The sequence below is a fragment of the Verrucomicrobiia bacterium genome, from assembly GCA_035629175.1.
GTDB lineage: Bacteria > Verrucomicrobiota > Verrucomicrobiia > Limisphaerales > DASXHY01 > DASXHY01.
Window position 1 is genome coordinate 33,065 of sequence record DASPIL010000076.1, and the last position, 17,707, is coordinate 50,771.

Annotated in this window: 14 protein-coding genes, 1 other RNA gene and 1 pseudogene; 4 read left to right on the forward strand and 12 right to left on the reverse strand. The window is 57.8% G+C overall.

Annotation, left to right across the window (positions count from 1 at the left end):
• Positions 1 to 160: 160 nt before the first annotated feature.
• Entirely contained in the window at positions 161 to 1,732 is a 1,572-nt protein-coding gene (locus tag VEH04_13755; GenBank protein ID HYG23845.1) for an MFS transporter, read from the forward strand.
• 222 nt (positions 1,733 to 1,954) lie between these two features.
• Positions 1,955 to 2,310, forward strand: a transfer-messenger RNA (tmRNA) gene (ssrA, locus tag VEH04_13760).
• A gap of 431 nt (positions 2,311 to 2,741) precedes the next feature.
• Here ssrA and VEH04_13765 read toward each other — a convergent pair.
• The 3 genes and pseudogenes from VEH04_13765 to VEH04_13775 all read right to left on the reverse strand — a co-directional run bounded on the left by VEH04_13765 (position 2,742) and on the right by VEH04_13775 (position 6,882).
• The gene (locus VEH04_13765) at positions 2,742 to 3,482 is read right to left on the reverse strand and encodes a Fic family protein (protein ID HYG23846.1); all 741 of its coding nucleotides are present in this window, start codon (positions 3,480 to 3,482) and stop codon (positions 2,742 to 2,744) included.
• 129 nt (positions 3,483 to 3,611) lie between these two features.
• Positions 3,612 to 3,686: pseudogene (locus tag VEH04_13770) on the reverse strand (hypothetical protein).
• Positions 3,687 to 4,296: 610 nt separating this feature from the next.
• On the reverse strand, positions 4,297 to 6,882 hold the full coding sequence (locus VEH04_13775; GenBank protein ID HYG23847.1) for a glycosyltransferase: 2,586 nt from the start codon (positions 6,880 to 6,882) through the stop codon (positions 4,297 to 4,299).
• A gap of 299 nt (positions 6,883 to 7,181) precedes the next feature.
• Between VEH04_13775 and VEH04_13780 the strand changes: the two genes are divergently transcribed.
• Complete coding sequence (locus VEH04_13780; protein ID HYG23848.1) at positions 7,182 to 7,634, forward strand: PaaI family thioesterase; 453 nt, start codon at positions 7,182 to 7,184, stop codon at positions 7,632 to 7,634.
• 1 nt (position 7,635) lies between these two features.
• On the opposite strand, the gene VEH04_13785 is transcribed toward VEH04_13780, so the two are convergent.
• Positions 7,636 to 8,757: an LptF/LptG family permease gene (locus VEH04_13785; protein ID HYG23849.1), complete on the reverse strand. Its 1,122-nt coding sequence runs from the start codon at positions 8,755 to 8,757 to the stop codon at positions 7,636 to 7,638.
• 139 nt (positions 8,758 to 8,896) lie between these two features.
• On the opposite strand from VEH04_13785, the gene VEH04_13790 reads away from it, so the two are divergent.
• On the forward strand, positions 8,897 to 9,634 hold the full coding sequence (locus tag VEH04_13790) for a Nif3-like dinuclear metal center hexameric protein (protein HYG23850.1): 738 nt from the start codon (positions 8,897 to 8,899) through the stop codon (positions 9,632 to 9,634).
• Here the strand turns inward: VEH04_13790 and lhgO are convergent.
• The 8 genes from lhgO to VEH04_13830 all read right to left on the reverse strand — a co-directional run bounded on the left by lhgO (position 9,616) and on the right by VEH04_13830 (position 17,651).
• Positions 9,616 to 10,869 carry an L-2-hydroxyglutarate oxidase gene (lhgO, locus tag VEH04_13795; protein ID HYG23851.1) on the reverse strand — a complete coding sequence of 418 codons (1,254 nt, stop codon included), beginning with the start codon at positions 10,867 to 10,869 and terminating at the stop codon, positions 9,616 to 9,618. The genes VEH04_13790 and lhgO overlap by 19 nt on opposite strands.
• Positions 10,866 to 12,101 carry a hypothetical protein gene (locus VEH04_13800; GenBank protein HYG23852.1) on the reverse strand — a complete coding sequence of 412 codons (1,236 nt, stop codon included), beginning with the start codon at positions 12,099 to 12,101 and terminating at the stop codon, positions 10,866 to 10,868. The genes lhgO and VEH04_13800 overlap by 4 nt, the downstream gene beginning before the upstream one ends.
• Before the next feature lie 187 nt (positions 12,102 to 12,288).
• Positions 12,289 to 13,089 carry an NAD-dependent epimerase/dehydratase family protein gene (locus VEH04_13805; protein HYG23853.1) on the reverse strand — a complete coding sequence of 267 codons (801 nt, stop codon included), beginning with the start codon at positions 13,087 to 13,089 and terminating at the stop codon, positions 12,289 to 12,291.
• A gap of 2 nt (positions 13,090 to 13,091) precedes the next feature.
• Positions 13,092 to 14,036 carry a GDP-L-fucose synthase gene (locus VEH04_13810; protein ID HYG23854.1) on the reverse strand — a complete coding sequence of 315 codons (945 nt, stop codon included), beginning with the start codon at positions 14,034 to 14,036 and terminating at the stop codon, positions 13,092 to 13,094.
• A gap of 3 nt (positions 14,037 to 14,039) precedes the next feature.
• Complete coding sequence (locus VEH04_13815; GenBank protein ID HYG23855.1) at positions 14,040 to 14,855, reverse strand: methyltransferase domain-containing protein; 816 nt, start codon at positions 14,853 to 14,855, stop codon at positions 14,040 to 14,042.
• A complete protein-coding gene (locus VEH04_13820; GenBank protein HYG23856.1) occupies positions 14,852 to 15,949 on the reverse strand; it encodes a kinase in 1,098 nt (365 codons plus the stop codon). Before VEH04_13820 ends, VEH04_13815 begins: the two co-directional genes overlap by 4 nt.
• A complete protein-coding gene (locus VEH04_13825; protein ID HYG23857.1) occupies positions 15,946 to 16,695 on the reverse strand; it encodes a sugar phosphate nucleotidyltransferase in 750 nt (249 codons plus the stop codon). The genes VEH04_13820 and VEH04_13825 overlap by 4 nt, the downstream gene beginning before the upstream one ends.
• Before the next feature lie 23 nt (positions 16,696 to 16,718).
• Positions 16,719 to 17,651, reverse strand: coding sequence for an NAD-dependent epimerase/dehydratase (locus VEH04_13830; GenBank protein HYG23858.1), 933 nt, complete (start codon positions 17,649 to 17,651; stop codon positions 16,719 to 16,721).
• Between the last annotated feature and the right edge of the window lie 56 nt (positions 17,652 to 17,707).

The following is a 17,707-nucleotide window of genomic DNA, read 5'->3' on the forward strand; positions in this document are numbered from 1 at the left end:
AAGTGGCATGCCTGCGCCGGAGCGGAGTGTGTGAGTGCGCTGCGCTCGGGTCAAGTGCCGGGTCACTACTGAGCGTCATCAATTCATGCGATGCACACTTTCCCGTTGAGTTGCTCATGCAGGCCGGGTATTGAACACGTCCAGCATTTCGATTCACCCTATGAACAACCGCCACGACAAAATCCTCTTCTGGGGATGCTTCATCGCGCTCATCACCACTTCCTACGCGTTCATCAGCCGAATGATTCTCTCCGGCGGACGGTTCGTCACGGATTTCGGCCTCGACAAAGTTGCGGTCGGCGAGCTGCAGGGCGCCGGCATCTGGCCGTTCGGCGTGAGCATCATTCTGTTCAGCCTGTTCATTGACAAGATTGGATACAAGGTCGCCATGATCTTTTCGTTCCTGTGCTATGTGATCTACACAGGCATGGCGATCGCGGCGTACGGCGCGATTCACGGCGCGACCGGCGATGCGCTCGCCGCGGCGCAAAAGCAGGGTTACAGCCTGCTCTACTGGGGCAGCATTATCCTTGCGCTGGGCAATGGAGCGGTGGAGGCGTACATCAACCCGATCGTGGCCACGATGTTCAACAAGGACAAGGCGAAGTGGCTGAACATCCTGCACGCAGGATGGCCCGGCGGTTTGGTGATCGGAGGTTTGTGCACGATCGCGCTGGCAACCAATCCCGACTGGCGCATTACGCTGGGCTTGATCCTGATTCCAGCGGTTATTTTCTTCTTGATGCTGATCGGGCTTAAGTTTCCGCGCAGCGAACGCGAGCAGGCGGGCGTTGGGTACGTGGAAATGCTCAAGGAACTGGGGGCTTTTGGCGCACTGGTCGGATTCGGCCTCGTGATTGCGCAGGTTGGCCAGGTCTTTGCCTGGGACACAAAGCTGGTTTGGATTCTGATCGCGATTGTGGTGATAGCGTTCGCGGTGATCACGAAATCATTCGGCCGGCCGTTCCTGGCATTTTTGATCATCATCATGATGCCACTGGCCACGACAGAGCTTGGCACGGACGGATGGATCACGTCGCTCATGGAGGCGCCCATGCTGGCCGCGGGTCACAATCCGGCGTGGGTTCTCGTTTACACATCGGCCGTCATGATGATCCTGCGCTTCTCGGCTGGGCCGTTGATCCACAAGATGTCACCGTTAGGATTGCTTGCGACCTGCTCGGTGCTCGCGATCGCGGGCCTCACGGCACTGTCCAAAACCAATAATGCGGGGATGGCAGCGATCTTCGCGGCTGCCACGCTATATGGCATCGGCAAGAGTTTCTTCTGGCCGACGATGCTTGGATTGACATCCGAACAATGTCCAAAAGGGGGCGCTTTGACGCTGAATGCGATGGGAGGAATCGGAATGCTGGCAGTCGGGATTCTCGGCGCGCCGTTCATCGGTTACTTGCAGGAAACTTCTGCCACGCAAAAATTGGCGATGGCAGATCCTGCGTTGCATCAAAGCGTGACGAAGGAAAGTCGTTATCTCCTGGGCACCTACCACGCGGTTGATCCCGTGAAAGCCGACGCTGTTGCGGATCCTGCGGCCAAGGCGACGATCAATACCGCCGTGACGGAGGGGAAATTTTCAGCGCTTGGAAAGATGGCGCTGTTTCCCGCGTTCATGCTGGCGTGCTATATCGCCCTGATCCTCTACTTCAAGTCTCGCGGCGGATACAAACCCGTCGTCCTGGTGGAGAATCCGACGACGGCCCGACCAGCCTGAGGCGTGTGGCGGCAGGCAATCTGTGCCTGCCGAAGAGCCGGGCTTCCAGCCCGGTGGCCGGAACAACAGATAGCCCCGAGCGCATCGAGAATTCAGAGCCTCTCGATCGTGCCGTTTTTTTCTGAGGGCTATGGGCCTCAGGCAGTCATGCCATGCTGCGATCGGAGGGCTCTCCCGCTTGACGTATCGAGATTTGATGCGAGTATGGTGGCCGTTGCTTTTGGGGGCGTACTGGTTTCGACCTGATGAATGCGCCAGAGGCGGCATGCCGAGGATGGTTCGTTGGCCTCGTTAATCACTCGGACCAAAAATTAAGTGCTAATCAAGAACTAGCTCTCGCGGCCTAAATGCGCCACGACGTTCACCAGCAGACACCTGCTATGTTGGATGAACGCTACAGCAGGCATGGCTGAAGACGGGGACCGCGCGTCAGCAGCCGAGAAAATTCCATGCGGACTAGGCAGTGCGACTCGAGTTCGGACGTCATCGCATAGCAGAAAATCTACTCCGGACTAAGCATGTAGTCGCGGCTGGTTTGTTTGCCAGGGACGCGGGTTCAACTCCCGCCGCCTCCACCATCTTGAAGACCGTTCCGTATCACACTCGTGGTGCGTTGCACATCGAGAACGGTTTCAGCCGATAAAGACGCGGACTTTCCGAAGGAAACGGTTACGGTCCGAGCGCGTAAAATGCGGTTCGAGCCGGGTTTTTTCAGGTACGCCCACACTTCCTGCCAGTTTTCCTCCTTAATCATTTTTGAGCCTGATTTGCCTCGGAAATGAACATTTTTAAGGACTGGTATGGTTGGCTTGGGCCGCAGCCGGCTCAAGCCAGTAATCGAAGTGGCCCGGATGCTCAAGTCGTGGTCCGTCACGCGATGCTTGGCGTGATACGATTTGGCCAGGTCTTCCAGCAAAATGCGGCTCAAGCCTGGGCCGGTTCTCCTTTCTAATCTCCGTCTGTTCCAGTTTTTGTTTGTTGCTCATGGCGGTTGAGCAGGCCGCGCCCTTCAGAAAACCTTTTTGCCCTCGCACAGGTTGATGAGTTCGGACAGCGCCAGCACCTGTGCCCGCCTGCCCGCGCCTTCGCGGACGGTGTGAAGAATGCCATTGGTCTTCAGCGTGCCGAGCAGGCTGGCGACCATGGGCGGGCTGGGCATGCCAGGGTGTTTGGTGGCCTCGCTGCCTCGAAACACGGGCCGTTCAAACATGAAGTCGAGCAAGGGGACGGCAAACTGGGAATGGGTCAAGTCGAGCGTTTGCTTTTTGAGGCGTTCGTAAAGGTCTTGGATGGCCCGGGCTTTCTTGGTGTTGGCCTCGGCTTGCACGGATACGCCTTCCAAGAAGAAAGCAGCCCAGCGTGTCCAACTGCCAGGCTCACCCAAGGCCCGCAGACGGGCGATGTAATCATCCCGCCGCGACTCAAAAAATGCGGACAGGTAGAAGCAGGGCCGGCTCAGGATTTTTTTCTCGTAAAGAAAGAGCGGGATGACCATGCGGCCGATGCGCCCGTTGCCGTCAATGAACGGATGGAGGATTTCAAACTGGGCGTGCAGGAGCGCCAGTTGGATGAGCGCGTCCGGCGCATCGGAATGCCAGTAGGCCTCCCAGCGGTTGAGGTGTTCCTGCAACTGAAGCGGCGACGGCGGCACGAAGGCGGCGTCCTCGATGGGGCTGCCCGGCTTGCGGATCCAGTTTTGAATGGTGCGAAAGCGGCCACGGCCCTTGTTGTGTCCGCGCACGCTGTCCATGAGAACTTCATGGAGTTTGAGCATTGAGTTGAGGCAGAACGGGCGTTCACGCAAGAGACTTTCGGAAACGCGCAGGGCTTTCCGATAATTCATGATTTCATGGATGTCCTCGCGGCGGGACGGCTCGGTCGGGGCTTCGCCGGCTTCAAACTTCAGAACGTCCTCGAAATCGGCCTGTGTGCCCTCAATTTTGGAGGACAGCACCGCTTCCTGTGTCGTGATGGGAGAAAGCAGGACATCGGGTTGGGGATGCCGTAAAACAAGCCTTCCAGAGTGGCAATGGCGCGATTGGCCTTACCGACCAGCGGCATCAACGCCACAAGATCAAGGTCTTTTGGTGGAAGTTGCTCCGGCTCAAACGGGTTCATGGCGGTTGTTTTATGTTAATCACACTTGGGACAATAGGTGTTTGTATAAAGCAATACGGGTTTTAATTAAAACAAATTAGTTTGAATCTGGCCCGGTTAAAACAATAGGAAGTCATGATCAAACTTCGCGTTGCCTGTTCTTGGGCACATTCAGTTTCAGCGGCGATTGTTCCCAATGTTGCGCGAGGGGCGATCGCCGGGTGTTTTCCGTCTCGCCACATCCACATTCCCGTCGTTGCGGGATTAAAGGATTACGGGACCGTCTCGTCAGCCATTCGCCGCTTTGAACGATCGCTGGCCAATGACGTCGGACAGGCACATTGGAAATTACGTTGTGAAAAGTACAAAAATCAGATGTGACACTGAGCACAGCGCGCCAAGCTTGGATCGCCTCGCATCCTTCTCTCCTCTCATAGACCGACGCTGCAGTTCTTCATTGACGCAAGTCACAGCGGTCTGCCCGCGGCTTCCTTACTCTCATGTGTCAGTTCAGTTTCCCGTCGTGGATAATCTCGATCGGCCGGGTTCGGTCCGTTGTGTGGAAAGAGGCCCATTTGCTTCGCCAATTCGTCGAGGAAGACAGTGATGATGCTTTGAAGGCTGCGTTGATCCTGTCGCAGCCACCACACGAAGGCGGGCAAGACGAGCAACGTCAGCCAGGCCCAAGGGCTGCCGATCCAGCCAATGATCAAGAGTGCGAATCCCAAAAGCGCGCTGAAAGCAATACGTGCCGACAACGACCAGGTTGGGCGCAGCCGGCAACGAATCAATTGCCGCTGCTTCGGATGTTCCTCCGCAACGGTTGCGACCTGGAGATGACTCCACCGCGTGCCGTAAATCTCAACGTCATAGTCGTTCCAACCGGTATCTGTGCGGTTTGGCCAGCCTTTTTTGTCCAAGCGGTCAAGCATCGCCTTTACAAAATCAATCCTCTCAATCCGCTGTTCCGCCCAATACTGCACTTCGCCCAGCGGTCTCGGACTTCCCCGAAGCGCGAGCGAATCGATGGACTGCTGGGATTCGAGCCGCAGCGGCGTGACTGCGAGCCGTCCTTGATATCGGGCTGCCCCGCGGACGAGCGGCTGCAGAAGATGCATCAACGCGACGAGCGGACGCGACCACCAGCGCCGCTGTTCGCGAGGCACGACGGCCTGGTACGCGGCGAGCGCGCAGACACTGAGCGTGATCAACATGCTCGCCAGCGCCAGCGGAATGAAATAGTGCGAGACGGCCGACATCACCCAAAGAGGGAACGTGATCAACAAGTGATACTCCAGCGACGTGCAGAAGATCAGTGCCGTGCCGCTGCCAGACGAATAAAGCCTTTGAAAGCCAGCGCTCCCGAATAGCCCGTGGTAGATCACTGGCCGTTGCAAATCGAGCCCCCCTTTCGCTGTGCCGTATATGCGCCCATGCCAAATGCTTCCACCCAGGGCATTGAAATTCTCCGGGTGTTTCCGGACGAGCATGGCCTCGGCTTCTCCATATCCATGCTGCTGCTTGAGATAGGCTTGAACAGTCGATCGTCGATAATGCCAGACAAACGCCGCAGGACTGAACCCGATTCGATAGCCCGCCTGTTGCAAACGCCAGCAAATGTCGACGTCGTCTCCCGCTTTTGTATAGGTCGGATCGAATCCCCCAATCTCTTCGAGGGCGCTGCGATAGAAGGCCATATTGCAGCCGGGAATGTGTTCCGCCTGCCTGTCGGTTAGCATCACGTGGGCGGGCCCGCCCGGTGATGCCATGACCGCTGCGGCCACCGCCGAGTCTTCTGGCGGGAGGAGGTTTGGTCCGCCCGCGCCGATGAATTCTCCATCCTGCAACGTGGCTGCAAGGTGGTAGAGCCAGTCCTCGTCCGCGCGGCAATCCGAGTCGGTGAACGCAACGATTTCCCCGCTCGCCGCCGAAATCCCCGTATTGCGAGCAATCGACAACCCTAAATTCCTGGGATGGCGGATGGTTCGGGCATGAGGGAATTCGGCCGCAATTTTCGGCGTGGTGTCGCTGGATCCGTCGTCAACAAGGATGACTTCGTAGTCTGGGTAATTGAGGCGCTGCAACGATTGCAGGCAGTTCCGCAGCGTGCGATCGCCGTTGTAGCTTGCGACCACGACTGAAATCCGCGGATAACGGCGGAGCGGAAAACAAGGTGCCGCGTTGAACTGCCTGAGAACGGTATAGAACGAATCTTTAGCCTGGCGATCGGCGGTCACCAATCCCATCTGCCAGTCGTCCACCATCCGGCCTCCGCGAAACCATTCGTCCGTGTAAGTGAAGACAACCGTTCCCGCCAGGCCCGCCCGGAATGATTCCTCGATTTGCCAGGCGAGCATCTCTGATTTCCTGCCTTCGCCTTCACGGAGCGAGTCAGCGCCGAATTCACCGAGCACGAGCGGCTTGGCCTCGGCAATCATCTGCAGCCGGGCCATGTAATTCCGAAATGGCTGTTCGTTATGCAGATAAACGTTGAAGCAGACGAAATCAACGCTGGCAGGATGAACGAACTCGGTGGGTGGAAAGTTGGAGTACGTGCAAAGGCAGCCTGGATCGACACGCTTGGCTTCCGCGATGAGTTCATCGATCCATTCCGACACCGCCCGCGCGCCGGTCCACCGAACGATATCGGCGGGGATCTCGTTTCCAACGCTGAATGCGAACACCGCGGGATGGCGTCCGCAGGCGAGCACCGTTTTCCGTACGATGTCGCGTGCCTGCTCGCGCCGCTCCTGGGAATCGATGCACAGGTGCCGGTTCCAGGGAATATCTACAAAAATCTTCAGGCTGCGTTCATGTGCGAGTTCCAGCAGCCATCGCGGAGGGAGGTCGTAAACGCGGATGACGTTGGCGCCGAGTTGAACGATTTGGGAGAGATCCGCGGCGGTTTGTTCGGTTGAAGCAAAAGGCTGTCCCTGCGCGTTGGGCGGGAACGGACCGTACGCGACTCCCTTGACGAAAAACTTTTTTTCGCCCAGTCGGAAGAACTTGCCGTCCACGGTGACGCGTGGCTGGGCTGGAACCGCGGATGCCATTTGCGTTTTAGACGGTACGAACGCTGGAATTCATTCAAACCGCGCGTGGGGGATAACAAATGGCCGCAATCGAAGCAAGGGGCGGTTCCACCCGGCCTCGCGGCGGCGCCGTTTTCGAAACCTGCTGTATCGCCGTGCTTCCAAGCGGACGGGACGTGAAACGCGCCTGGCAGGCGAGGACACCTGTCCACCCTCCGAAGTAGCTGCTACGGAGGACGGGCGATACCAAAGACCCGGAGGTCTGCGGGTAACGACCTTTGCCGATTGAACTTCGAACGGCCAGCGGTGAATCTGACCGCATGAAAGAACTGCCTCACACGCGATCCTGTTTCGTTTGCGGCGAATCGAATGCAATCGGCCTCAACCTGCGCTTCCACACGGACGGCAAACGCGTTCACTCCTGCTTCACCCCCGCGACAGCCCATGCTGGTTTCAAAGGGGTGGTGCATGGCGGAATCCTTTCCACTGTGTTGGACGAGATCATGGTTTGGGCCTGCGCGGTGCCGACCCGGAAGTTCGCCTACTGTGTGGAATTGAGTGTGCGATTCAATAAAGCCGCGCGCCCCGGAGAGGAATTGAGCGTTTCAGCGGAAATGATCTCGAGCCGCCGCGATCGCATTTTCGAAGCTCGCAGCGAAATCCAGAATGCGAAGGGCGAAATTGTCTGCTCCGCAACGGGCCGATACTTTGCTGCCAAGCCGGAGGATGCAGCTGAGATGATGGATGACATCGTCGGCGATACGAACTGGTAAATCATCGAACCCGCGCCAGCATCAGCAATCCGGCGCCCGCCGCGAGGAGGTTCGGAAACCAGGCCCCGAACCAGGTCGGAACATGGCCCGCCTCCCCGAATGCAAACCCGATTTGTTGGAGAATATGGTAGGCGAAAAAGATCCCGAGGCTTGCCGCGACTCCCACGAAAACGTTTCGGCGCCCCGACCCTGCAGAGAAGGGAATTGCGAGCAACACCACGACCAGGCACGTGGCAGGCCCCGCGAACCGTCCATGCCACTTGCTGCTGAGCCAGCGTTGCATTGAGCGCTCCGGGTTTGGATGCAGCCGGATGTAATTTCTGATGACGCGGAGGGGGATGTCGGCCGATCGAGTGCGGCCCTGATTACTGAACCGTTCGGCGATGCTGATTTCACTGCGGATGATTTCCGGCGTCTCGGACAAATCGGGCAGGACCATGAGGTTGGTTTCCGATTTGACGTGAACGGAGCCCATGCCGGAGGCCCGACGCATTTCGCGGACGTTCCGAAATGTCCATACGCGATTCGAGTAGGTGCCATATTGGGCGAAAATGGAGCGGACCGTTCCGTCTCTAAGCTGCCACTCCAGGGCGACATGCGACATGTTCCCATTTTCCTTGTCGTAGGCGCCGATGTGCCAGGCGCGGCCTTCGCGCGAGTTTGTGAAGACCAGGTTTTTTTTGATCCGCGGATTGACTCCCGATCGGGCGGGGAGGCGGCTGTTCTTTACCTCTTCGGCGCGTTCAGCGGAAATGGGCGCGATATACTCATTGAGCAGGAACAAGGACGCGGCGCAAAAAATCGCAATACCGAAGTAGGGAAGGCTGATGCGCCAGAGACTCACGCCGGCTGCGCGGATCGCGGTGATCTCGTTATACCGCGCGTGGTTGGTCAACGCGTAAAGCAGTGCAAGGAGAAGCGCGACAGGAATCGCAATCGGAAGGAAGTCGGGAAGCATGAAGAAGTAGTAGGCGGCGATGTCGGTGCCGCGCATTTTGCTTTCCTGCATGCTGCTGAGGTTCGTGACGAGATCGCTGGCAATCCAGAAAACGAGGAACGCGCTGAAGCAAAAGCCCAGCGCTACCAGGCATTCACGGAGGAGATAACGAGCCAGCAAACGCATTCCAGCGCAGGCTAGGATTCACATCTTCGCGGAGCAAGCTTGTTGGCGGGGGGATTCGCGCAGCGCTGGTAATCGTGTCTTTGCGGGGAGCGGTGAATCTGGTTTCATCGAACCCATGCGAGCTGCGTCATTGCATGAAATGGTTCGATTCACTGATAAACTGCTGCGCACGGCGGAGGTCGGGGATTACGACGGCGCGGCAAATGGATTGCAGGTGGAGAACTCGGGCAAGGTGACGCGAATAGCCGCGACTGTGGATGCCAGTCTTGCAACGATCAATCTCGCGATCGAAGCGGACGGGGATCTGCTCGTTGTTCATCATGGGCTTTTCTGGGGTCCAACCCATCCATGGGTTGGGTCGAAATACAAGCTGATGCAGTTGCTTATCCAGCATGACCTGGCTGTTTACAGCTCGCATTTGCCGCTCGACCTGCATCCCGAACTCGGCAACAACGCGCAACTGTGCGCTGCGCTTGGCTTCACCCGGACAGCTCCTTTTTTTTCCAGTCACGGCCAGGACATTGGATTGCTCGCCAACGCCAAAGTGGATCGCGGAGAACTGCTGAAGCGGCTTGCCTCGGCCACAGGCGGCAACCCGCACCTCATAGCTGCAGGCCCTTCCCAGTGCAAAAGAATCGGAGTGGTGACTGGCGGCGCTGGCGGCGATTTGATGAAAGCGGCAGCGAGCGGATTGGACACTTTCATCACGGGCGAGGGTCCGCATTGGACCTTTGCCATGGCCGAGGAACTGGGCGTGAACGTCTTCTACGCGGGACATTACGCCACGGAAACCTTTGGCGTTAAGGCGCTGGCGGAATCCTTGTCGCGGAAGTTCAAGGTTCCGTGGATATTTCTCGATCATCCGACCGGATTGTAGACGCCCTCCGCCTTCGCCGCAGAAAATCGCGCGGCGATTTTGGATCCGATGGCGAGAGCGGCTGTGGCAGCGGGAGATGGGGCGTTAACCACGTGCAGCAGCCCGGGTTGTTCCTCGAAATGAAAATCTTCGACCAGTTTTCCGTCTGACGTCATCGCCTGGGCTCGGACGCCGGCGCCGCCGGGTTCCAGGTCTGCCACCCGGATTTCAGGAACGAGTTTTTGCAGTGAGCGGCAAAACTCGAGTTTTGAAAGCGAGCGGCGGATTTCGTAACCGCACATGCTGGGATACTTCACGAGAAATCGCCACAGGCCGGGAAACGTCAGCGATTCCGTGAGGTCTCGCACGTTCAGATGACGCCATTTATATCCTTCGCGTGCAAACGCCAGCACGGCATTTGGACCCGCTTCGATGCCACCGTGAATCAAGCGCGTGAAGTGTACGCCCAGGAACGGAAACTTCGGGTCGGGAACGGGGTAGATCAGGTGACGCACCAGATGCTGCCGATCCTTCCGGAGTTTGTAATATTCGCCGCGGAACGGGATGATCTTTGCAGTGGGATTCTGTCCGCTGGCCCGAACGAGCCGATCGGAATGGAGTCCGCCGCATGTGATCACTTGCCTCGCTGACAATGAACCGATGTTCGTGTGGATCGTGAAATGCGGCCCTGGAACAATGCTTTGAACCTTTGTATTCAGTCGAACTTCCCCGCCCCGCTGCCGGATCAAGTCGCCGAGCTTTTCGCAGACGGCCGGGTAATCGACGATCCCTTCCTGCGGAACGTGAATCGCAGCTATTCCCGCAGCATGCGGTTCAATTTCTTTGATCTCAACAGGTGTAAGCCGGCGCAGGCCTGCGAGACCATTTGCGTTGCCTCGCTCCCATAAGGTTTCAAGCCGCGGCAGTTCGGAGTCGTCGGTAGCGACGACGATTTTTCCGCATTGATCAAACTTGACGCTGTGCTCGCGGCAGAACGCGATCATCTGCTGCAGGCCGGAAACACTGAGCTTTGCCTTTTCTGATCCGGGTTTGTAATACAGCCCTGAGTGGAGGACGCCGCTGTTGTTTCCAGTTTGATGCGCGGCGAGTCTCCCCTCCTTCTCAATCAGCGCGAGCTTCAATCCGGGGCGTGATTCCAATAACCGGAACGCAGCAGAAAGGCCGACAATTCCGCCGCCGATGACCACGACATCATATTGCGTGGAAGCGGGGCCGGGATGTGTGACAGCGGTCAAAGCAATGGCGGCAGCCCGGAGGCCGCGGTTCGCTTGCGCGAGCGGGCGGCGACGATTCGGCGCACTTCGTTGGCGATCATTCCGAGGAAGCGAAAGAGCCTTCGCGCAGCGCTCATTTCAGGCCAGGACAGAAACTTCTCCCGTTCGAGTTCGTCCGCTTCTGCGCCGCGGTTCAAAGCGCGCAGGCATGAAATTTTCATATCCTGAGCCTGCCGCAATCGCAGATCGGCCAGCTGCGTCGCCTCAACATACTTGAGCGCCTCGTCCGGCTTGTTCTCTTTGATCAACCGTTCTGCATGGGAAAGAAGACGCGTCACCGCCATCACCTCCTGGCGGATGTATAACGGGTTGAATCGATCCCGATCCTCAGGGCTGAGAGCGGTATGGCGTTCCTCCTGGAAAACGCAGTAAAGATCTGAAAACGACTTTTCCTCGTCGCGCACTAGATGGTTCCAAACTGCCTCGAGCTCCTTGAAAGCGGCTGCGCGGGCTTGCGGATCGTTCACGTACATCGCATTGAGCAGCTGCTCGGCACAGGCACGGCGCTCAGGCATCAGCAATTGAAAGAAACGCGTCCAGAACGGCACGCACCGCATGCGCTGCGTCTTGCCCTTTCCCCCGCCGATCGGGTTGATGATCATGGGGATCGATACGCAACGGCCCGCCAACTGTGCGATCTGCTCCACCCATTTGTCATCGAACCAGAAAGCAAAGATTCCGGGAAAAACCTTTTCGTATCCCAACACTTGAAGCATTCCCCAGCCGATGAATGGATACGTCGCCTGTTCCGCGTTGGGATCCTGCGCAAATCCCAAAAGCACTCCATCTGAGTGTTGTTCGAATTCGCGCCGAACGACATCGTCCCATCCAGGAGTGTCAAACCGGGCGTCGTCGCAGGAAATCATGTAAACCTCGGACGCGCGTCCCGACGCGTTCCAGAGCGCCTGATGCGCCTGGCCCAAGGCAGGAGGCCGCGGTCCGTAGTGCCAGTTGACCCGAAAATCAAAGTTGGAAAACCGTCCGCCATCCACGGCCTCGCGAGTCACGGTGTCGTCGTTGTCAACGTAGAGCCATACGGCGAGTTTGTCTTTTTGACGCGTGTTTGCCTGCAGGGTGTCGAGTTCTTCGGCCAGCATCTCAGGACGCGCCCGGGTAGCCATCAGAATCGAAATTTCCCCACGGCGAACTCCTGCCGTGGCGGCATCCAACGGCAGAATTGGTCCGCTATACATGCGGCAGAAGAGTAGGCGGCTGCGTCTGGGAATCAAACCCGAATTCGCTCCGTATTGCGCGGGGCGGGATAAAAACGGCTGGCCAGACTCGGTTTATGCAAACTCTGTCGCCCGGATTGTGCAGTCCCGCGCCCTGCCGAGTTGGAAGTGGGCGATACGGCAGGTCTGGAAACCTGTATACGAGTTCTTATCCTCTCCCGAGATTCGGCGCTCGATGTTCCCGAAGAAAGGTTTCGATGGCGTAAACGCTCGAGTTCACGGGGAACAAGGCGGCGAGCTTTTCGTTGCTCGCTTCGACGACACGGGGAATGGCATCGGCGGGGAGCATTGCGAGATTCAAATCACGCTGCGCAATGGCAGCAACCTCGCGCATGCTGATCAGTCCAGTGCCACAGACGTTAAAGATCTGCTGTCGGAAGCCAGTCTGAACCAGCGCCCAAGCAACCTGCGCGACTTCGTCAGTGAGCATGAATTGATACCGGGAATCGGGATGAATTCGCAGCGGCTGTCCGTTGATGATGTCGAACACAGGATTTTTCCTAAGTCCCGGCCCCACCATGCCGGCGAGTCGGACGATTAGCCATGACGAGGCATAATGCTGGACGAGTTGTTCCGCGAGGTGCTTGTGAAATCCATATCGCGAGGAGCTGCGCACGTCGATCGGGGCATCCTCACGCGTCGTGCCCGGTGAGGAAACGTCGTTGTAGACGTCCACGCTGGAAATGTGGAGTTGAAGGCCGGCTGTGAATTTTTGGAGCGAAAGAAGGCGGTGTTGAACCGACGCCGCGAACTCACCTGCGGGATCCTGGTCCGCGAGAAACTTTCTGGAATTGCACGCCGCCTCGATAACCACGTCGCTGTGCGCAGCAGGCAGCGCGTCGAAGTTCTGCCGTGTGACGCATGTGAGTTCGATATCAGGCTGCCTGCCGAGCAGGCGGGCGAAAGCGGACCCGACGAGCCCATTCGCCCCAATGATCGTTACACGCATCGCTACAGGCGGATCTCCGCGGGGTTGCTGAGAAACCACGCGATCGTTTTTTCCAGACCGCTTCGAAGGGTCGTGGGACAATCACATCCGAGGAGCGTTTTCATTCGTGTCACATCAAACCCCTTGAACATTTGTCCGTCAGGCTTGGAGCTGTCCCAGACGACTTTGCCGTCATACCCGACAAGTTCAGCAACGGTCTCTGTCAGCTCGCGGATGGACACTGGCCGGCCGGAGGAAATGTTGATGATTTCGCTGCCGCTGTATTCCCCGGCGGCTTTCAAAATGACTCTGCACGCATCTTCGACGTAAACGAAATCGCGTGTCGGACGGCCCGTGCCCCACGCAACGATCTCCTTGCGCCCGGTTTTCTTCGCCTCCACGTATTTCCGGATCAGCGCGGGAATGACGTGGGAGTTGTTGAGATCGAAATTGTCGAAGGGGCCGTAAAGATTGCCGGGCACAAGCACAATGGCATCGAATTGGTGCTGGCGGCGATAAGCTTCCGCCTGGATGGCGCTCATCGCCTTGGCCAGGGAATATGGGGCGCTTTCAGCTTGCGGCATTCCGTTGAAGAGCTCGGTTTCCTTGATTGGGCTGGGCGCGTGAGCGGGATAGCTGCAGCCGCCCATGAGCGTGACATATTTTCGCGCGCCTGCCCGCCACGACTCGTGGAGCATCACCGTTCCCATCAGCAGGTTCTCATAACAAAAATCGGCAGGTCGCGCTTTGTTGGCGCCGATCCCTCCAATCAACCCGGCCAAATGGAAGACAACGTCCGGCTTGGTTTCTTCGAGCATGCGGCGCACTGCCGCCTGTTCGAGAAGGTTGAACGCGGAGCGCGACGGCGTTACGGGCTGCAAACCGCGATCACGCATCAGTTGCACGACGTTGCGTCCAACGAAACCGCTGGCTCCCGTCACGAGAATCCTGGCTTTGTCCAAATCCATAAACTAAAAGGCACTTCCGGTCACAGCATAGCGCAGTACGCGTTGAGGGAAACTTCCAATCCAAACATCGCTCAGCCGGACGAGCGTGGATTCATGCGGAACCGATGGGGCCTTCGCGCGATCGTTTGTCACCACCAGGTGAAAACTGCCGGGCGCAAAATATTTCGGGCCGCGGATGTATTGCGTATTGAAGTAGCGGACATACGCCTCGTCGTGCTGCAAACCGACTGATCGGAAGAAGTCGATCCACCACTGGGCCGGCTTAACGCTCTGATGCAAATTCACGCCGTTCACGAAATCGTCCTGGGACGCGATACTCATGATCCACAGCCCGCCAGGCCGCAGGTGTTTCTTCACGTTTGCGGCGACCGCCGGGAGATCCCGCTCGTGGATGTGTTCCATGACTTCCCATGAAGTCACGACGTCGAACTGGATCAATCGCTTCCCACCCTCGAACTCGCCGAGGATTTCGAACGGCGCAGTGATATCCGCCGTGAACAGGTATTCGGGAATCGTGCGCCATTCCGCGCGGCGAAGTCGCTTTGAGAAGTCACTCCCTTCCAGACCGACTGCAACACAGCCGTCGTCGAGGCAGTCTTTTACGAATCCACCCCCGGAGCAGCCGAGGTCTGCGATCCAGAGAGGGCCCCTTTGTTCGCCGAACAGTTTATAAAGCTTCTGATTGAAGCGGCGATTGCGGCTGTTGTCGCGGCGAGTGCCCCATGGCACGAGGTGGTCTGGCGATTCGTAAGCGATGGGCCGGGTGGCGTTGACATTGACGGATCGCAGGCGAGCCCAGTTCTGGTCCACTTCATTCATTCGTCAGAGGGAGGCATGTGTGGTGCGGCAGCATCGGCATTCGATTCACGAAACGCATCGAGCTTTTGTGAAGCCCTTGCTTTGTCGTGCTTTGTAAAATCCTCTTCGTGATCGAAAAAGATAATCTGGCTGCCCGCGAATTCGAACTTGAACGGCACGTGGATGAGCGACTCGAATTCGCTTCGCACCGCAGCCTGGCGATCCGGCGGGACAAACAGAAGGAGGAAGCCGCCCGCGCCCGCGCCGAGCAGTTTTCCACCGATGGCCCCTGCGGCCCGCCCTCTGTCGTAGAGTCCGTCAATCTGAGGGTTCGAAACCTTGTGGCTCAACTCGCGTTTCGCGAGCCAGTTGTCGTGCAACAGTTCCCCGAACATCCGCAAATCCTGCCGGCTGTTCAGAATCTCGGCTCCCTGTTCCACGTATTCCCGCATACGGTTCAGGAGATTCGCGCGTTGGTCCACGGCATCGGCAGTCCCGTAACTGGACGCCACTTCCGAAGCGGTTCTCTTGATGCCCGTGTAGAACAGCATCAGATTGGAGTTCAGCTCGCGCACACGCGACTGCGACAGGGTCATTGGCTGTACTGAAAAATCGCCGTTCTGAAGGAAGTTGATGCGATTTAACCCTCCATAAGCGGCGCAGACTTGATCCTGCGATCCGACGGTTTCCTTCAAGCGATCCTGCTCGACGTGTATGCCTTCCCGGGCGAGCTGTTTCTTTCCCGCGACGCGGCCCTTGAGGGCATAGAGGGCATGAAGGAGGCCAACCGTGAATGCGGAGCTGGATCCCATTCCGCTCCGTCCCGGGAGATCGGCAGCATGATGGATTTCAATCCCGCGATCGACTTTTAGAAACCGCAGGGATTCCCGTACTGACGGGTGAACGATTTCGTCCACGCTCTGGCAATGTTCGATGCGTGAGTAGACGACTCGGATGCGATGTTCGAGAAATGGGGGGAGATAGCGGCACGTGAGGTAGCAGTACTTGTTGATCGTTGCTGCGAGCACGGCTCCGCCATGCTGGCGATACCACGCGGGGTAGTCTGTCCCGCCGCCAAAAAACGAGATGCGAAACGGAGTTCTGCTGATGATCATGTCATTGCGTTCCCGAACCATTCCGCTTGTTGGCGCACGAACGCTTCGGCCAGGGGCAATGATTCGGGTGTGCCTATATCTAAAAACGGAGCGTCCGTCACGCAGACTTTCAATCGTGTCCCCCGCTCGGCCAGCATCGGAAACACGTCCGTTTCGAAACTGAGGGGACGTTTGACGGGAAAGGTCCGTATGAGCGAATCGCGAAACAAGTAAACCCCGGCGTTGATGATTCCCGCGCCTGGGCGCTTCTCCAGGAACCCGGCGAGTTCGCCCGCAGCCGTTTGGGCAAGTGTTCCATATCGGCTCGCTTCAGTCATGGGAACCCCCAGGATTGCGCCGTCGATTCCCGAATCGTTCAGGGAATCGACAAGCGGTTGCAGCGGTGCCAGCGCCAGGGAATCCCCGTTCATTACCAGCCAGGCGCGAGTCTCCTGCGTTGCAGCAGCAGCGGCATTTAAAAATCCACCCGCGGTTCCGAGCGGAACATTTTCGAGCGCGCATTCGATCTTCATGGCAGCCACGGGGCATGTGGCGAAATGTTGTTCCACAGTTTCTGCCAGATAGCCTGTCGATAACACTGCGTTGCGCACGCCCTGATCCGCGAGGTAGCGAAGAATCCATTCTATGAACGGTTTTCCGAAAACGGGCGCCATGGGCTTTGGAATCTCGCGGAGCAGATGCTGTATGCGCGTGCCGAAACCGCCCGCGAGAACGACAGCAGTAATCTGGTCAAGGTGCGGGCGCATGAGCGATCCCAGTGCGCTCAGCTTCAAACGTTCGAATAGATCGTATTCCGGAGAATCGTGTAGGCCTTGATCAATTCCTGGATTCCGCGATCCAGGTTCCATTCGGTTCGGAAGCCCGTTGCCAGGATGCGGGCGTTCGACACGATGTAATCGCGCTTGTCTGGATCCTCCCCGATGGGCGCCTCGAGATAGACCAGCTTGGGCAGATGTTTCTTGATGACTTCGCACAGCTCGAGCTTGGACAGGTTGGCCTCCTCCAGCCCGACGTTGTAAGGCTTGCCCTTCATTTTTTCGAAGTTCGCCATCCCATGCTGGAAAGCGCGGACCACGTCGCGGATGTGGATGTAGTTCCGTTTGAAATGCCCTTCAAAAATCATGATCGCGCGGTCGTTCACGGCGCGGTAAACGAAGTCATTGACGAGAAGGTCGAGGCGCATGCGCGGCGCGACGCCGAACACTGTGGCGAGCCGGAAACTCATGCTGTTCTCACGCTTCAAAACCGCTTCCTCCGCTTTGACCTTGGTGACACCGTAGGTGGATATTGGGCGCAACGGCGTTTCTTCGGTGCAAAACTTTCCTTTCTCACCAATGCCATAGCCGCTGTTGGTGACCGGCATGATCATCCATTGAGCGGGGCTTGCGAGGCGGCACAGCATCTCCACCGCTTCCTGGTTGATCGTACGCGTGCCAATCTGGTCCGTGTTGCAAAGGGGAACGCCGACCAACGCTGCCAGTGGGATGATCAGGTCAGCCTTGGCAACCAGCGGCTTGATGAGATTCTCGTCGCGGCAGTCACCTCGGATGACTTCGAACTTCTCGTATTGGCAGCAGTCGAGCAGGCTGTTTTGTGCAAAATAGAAGTTGTCGACGACCGTCACCGCGTGCCCGTCTGCCAGCAGTGTCGGAGCCAGGACAGAACCGATGTAACCCGCGCCCCCTGTGATCAGAATTCTCATGGTGAATCTTCTAACGATTGCCTTCCCGGGTCGGCAATGAAATTCGCAGGGTGCGC

Coding starts and splice junctions, on each gene's coding strand:
- VEH04_13755 (HYG23845.1), top strand. CDS start 161: ATGAACAACCGCCACGACAAAATCCTCTTCTGGGGATGCTTCATCGCG.
- VEH04_13765 (HYG23846.1), bottom strand. CDS start 3,482: ATGGACAGCGTGCGCGGACACAACAAGGGCCGTGGCCGCTTTCGCACC.
- VEH04_13775 (HYG23847.1), bottom strand. CDS start 6,882: ATGGCATCCGCGGTTCCAGCCCAGCCACGCGTCACCGTGGACGGCAAG.
- VEH04_13780 (HYG23848.1), top strand. CDS start 7,182: ATGAAAGAACTGCCTCACACGCGATCCTGTTTCGTTTGCGGCGAATCG.
- VEH04_13785 (HYG23849.1), bottom strand. CDS start 8,757: ATGCGTTTGCTGGCTCGTTATCTCCTCCGTGAATGCCTGGTAGCGCTG.
- VEH04_13790 (HYG23850.1), top strand. CDS start 8,897: ATGGTTCGATTCACTGATAAACTGCTGCGCACGGCGGAGGTCGGGGAT.
- VEH04_13800 (HYG23852.1), bottom strand. CDS start 12,101: ATGTATAGCGGACCAATTCTGCCGTTGGATGCCGCCACGGCAGGAGTT.
- VEH04_13805 (HYG23853.1), bottom strand. CDS start 13,089: ATGCGTGTAACGATCATTGGGGCGAATGGGCTCGTCGGGTCCGCTTTC.
- VEH04_13810 (HYG23854.1), bottom strand. CDS start 14,036: ATGGATTTGGACAAAGCCAGGATTCTCGTGACGGGAGCCAGCGGTTTC.
- VEH04_13815 (HYG23855.1), bottom strand. CDS start 14,855: ATGAATGAAGTGGACCAGAACTGGGCTCGCCTGCGATCCGTCAATGTC.
- VEH04_13820 (HYG23856.1), bottom strand. CDS start 15,949: ATGATCATCAGCAGAACTCCGTTTCGCATCTCGTTTTTTGGCGGCGGG.
- VEH04_13825 (HYG23857.1), bottom strand. CDS start 16,695: ATGCGCCCGCACCTTGACCAGATTACTGCTGTCGTTCTCGCGGGCGGT.
- VEH04_13830 (HYG23858.1), bottom strand. CDS start 17,651: ATGAGAATTCTGATCACAGGGGGCGCGGGTTACATCGGTTCTGTCCTG.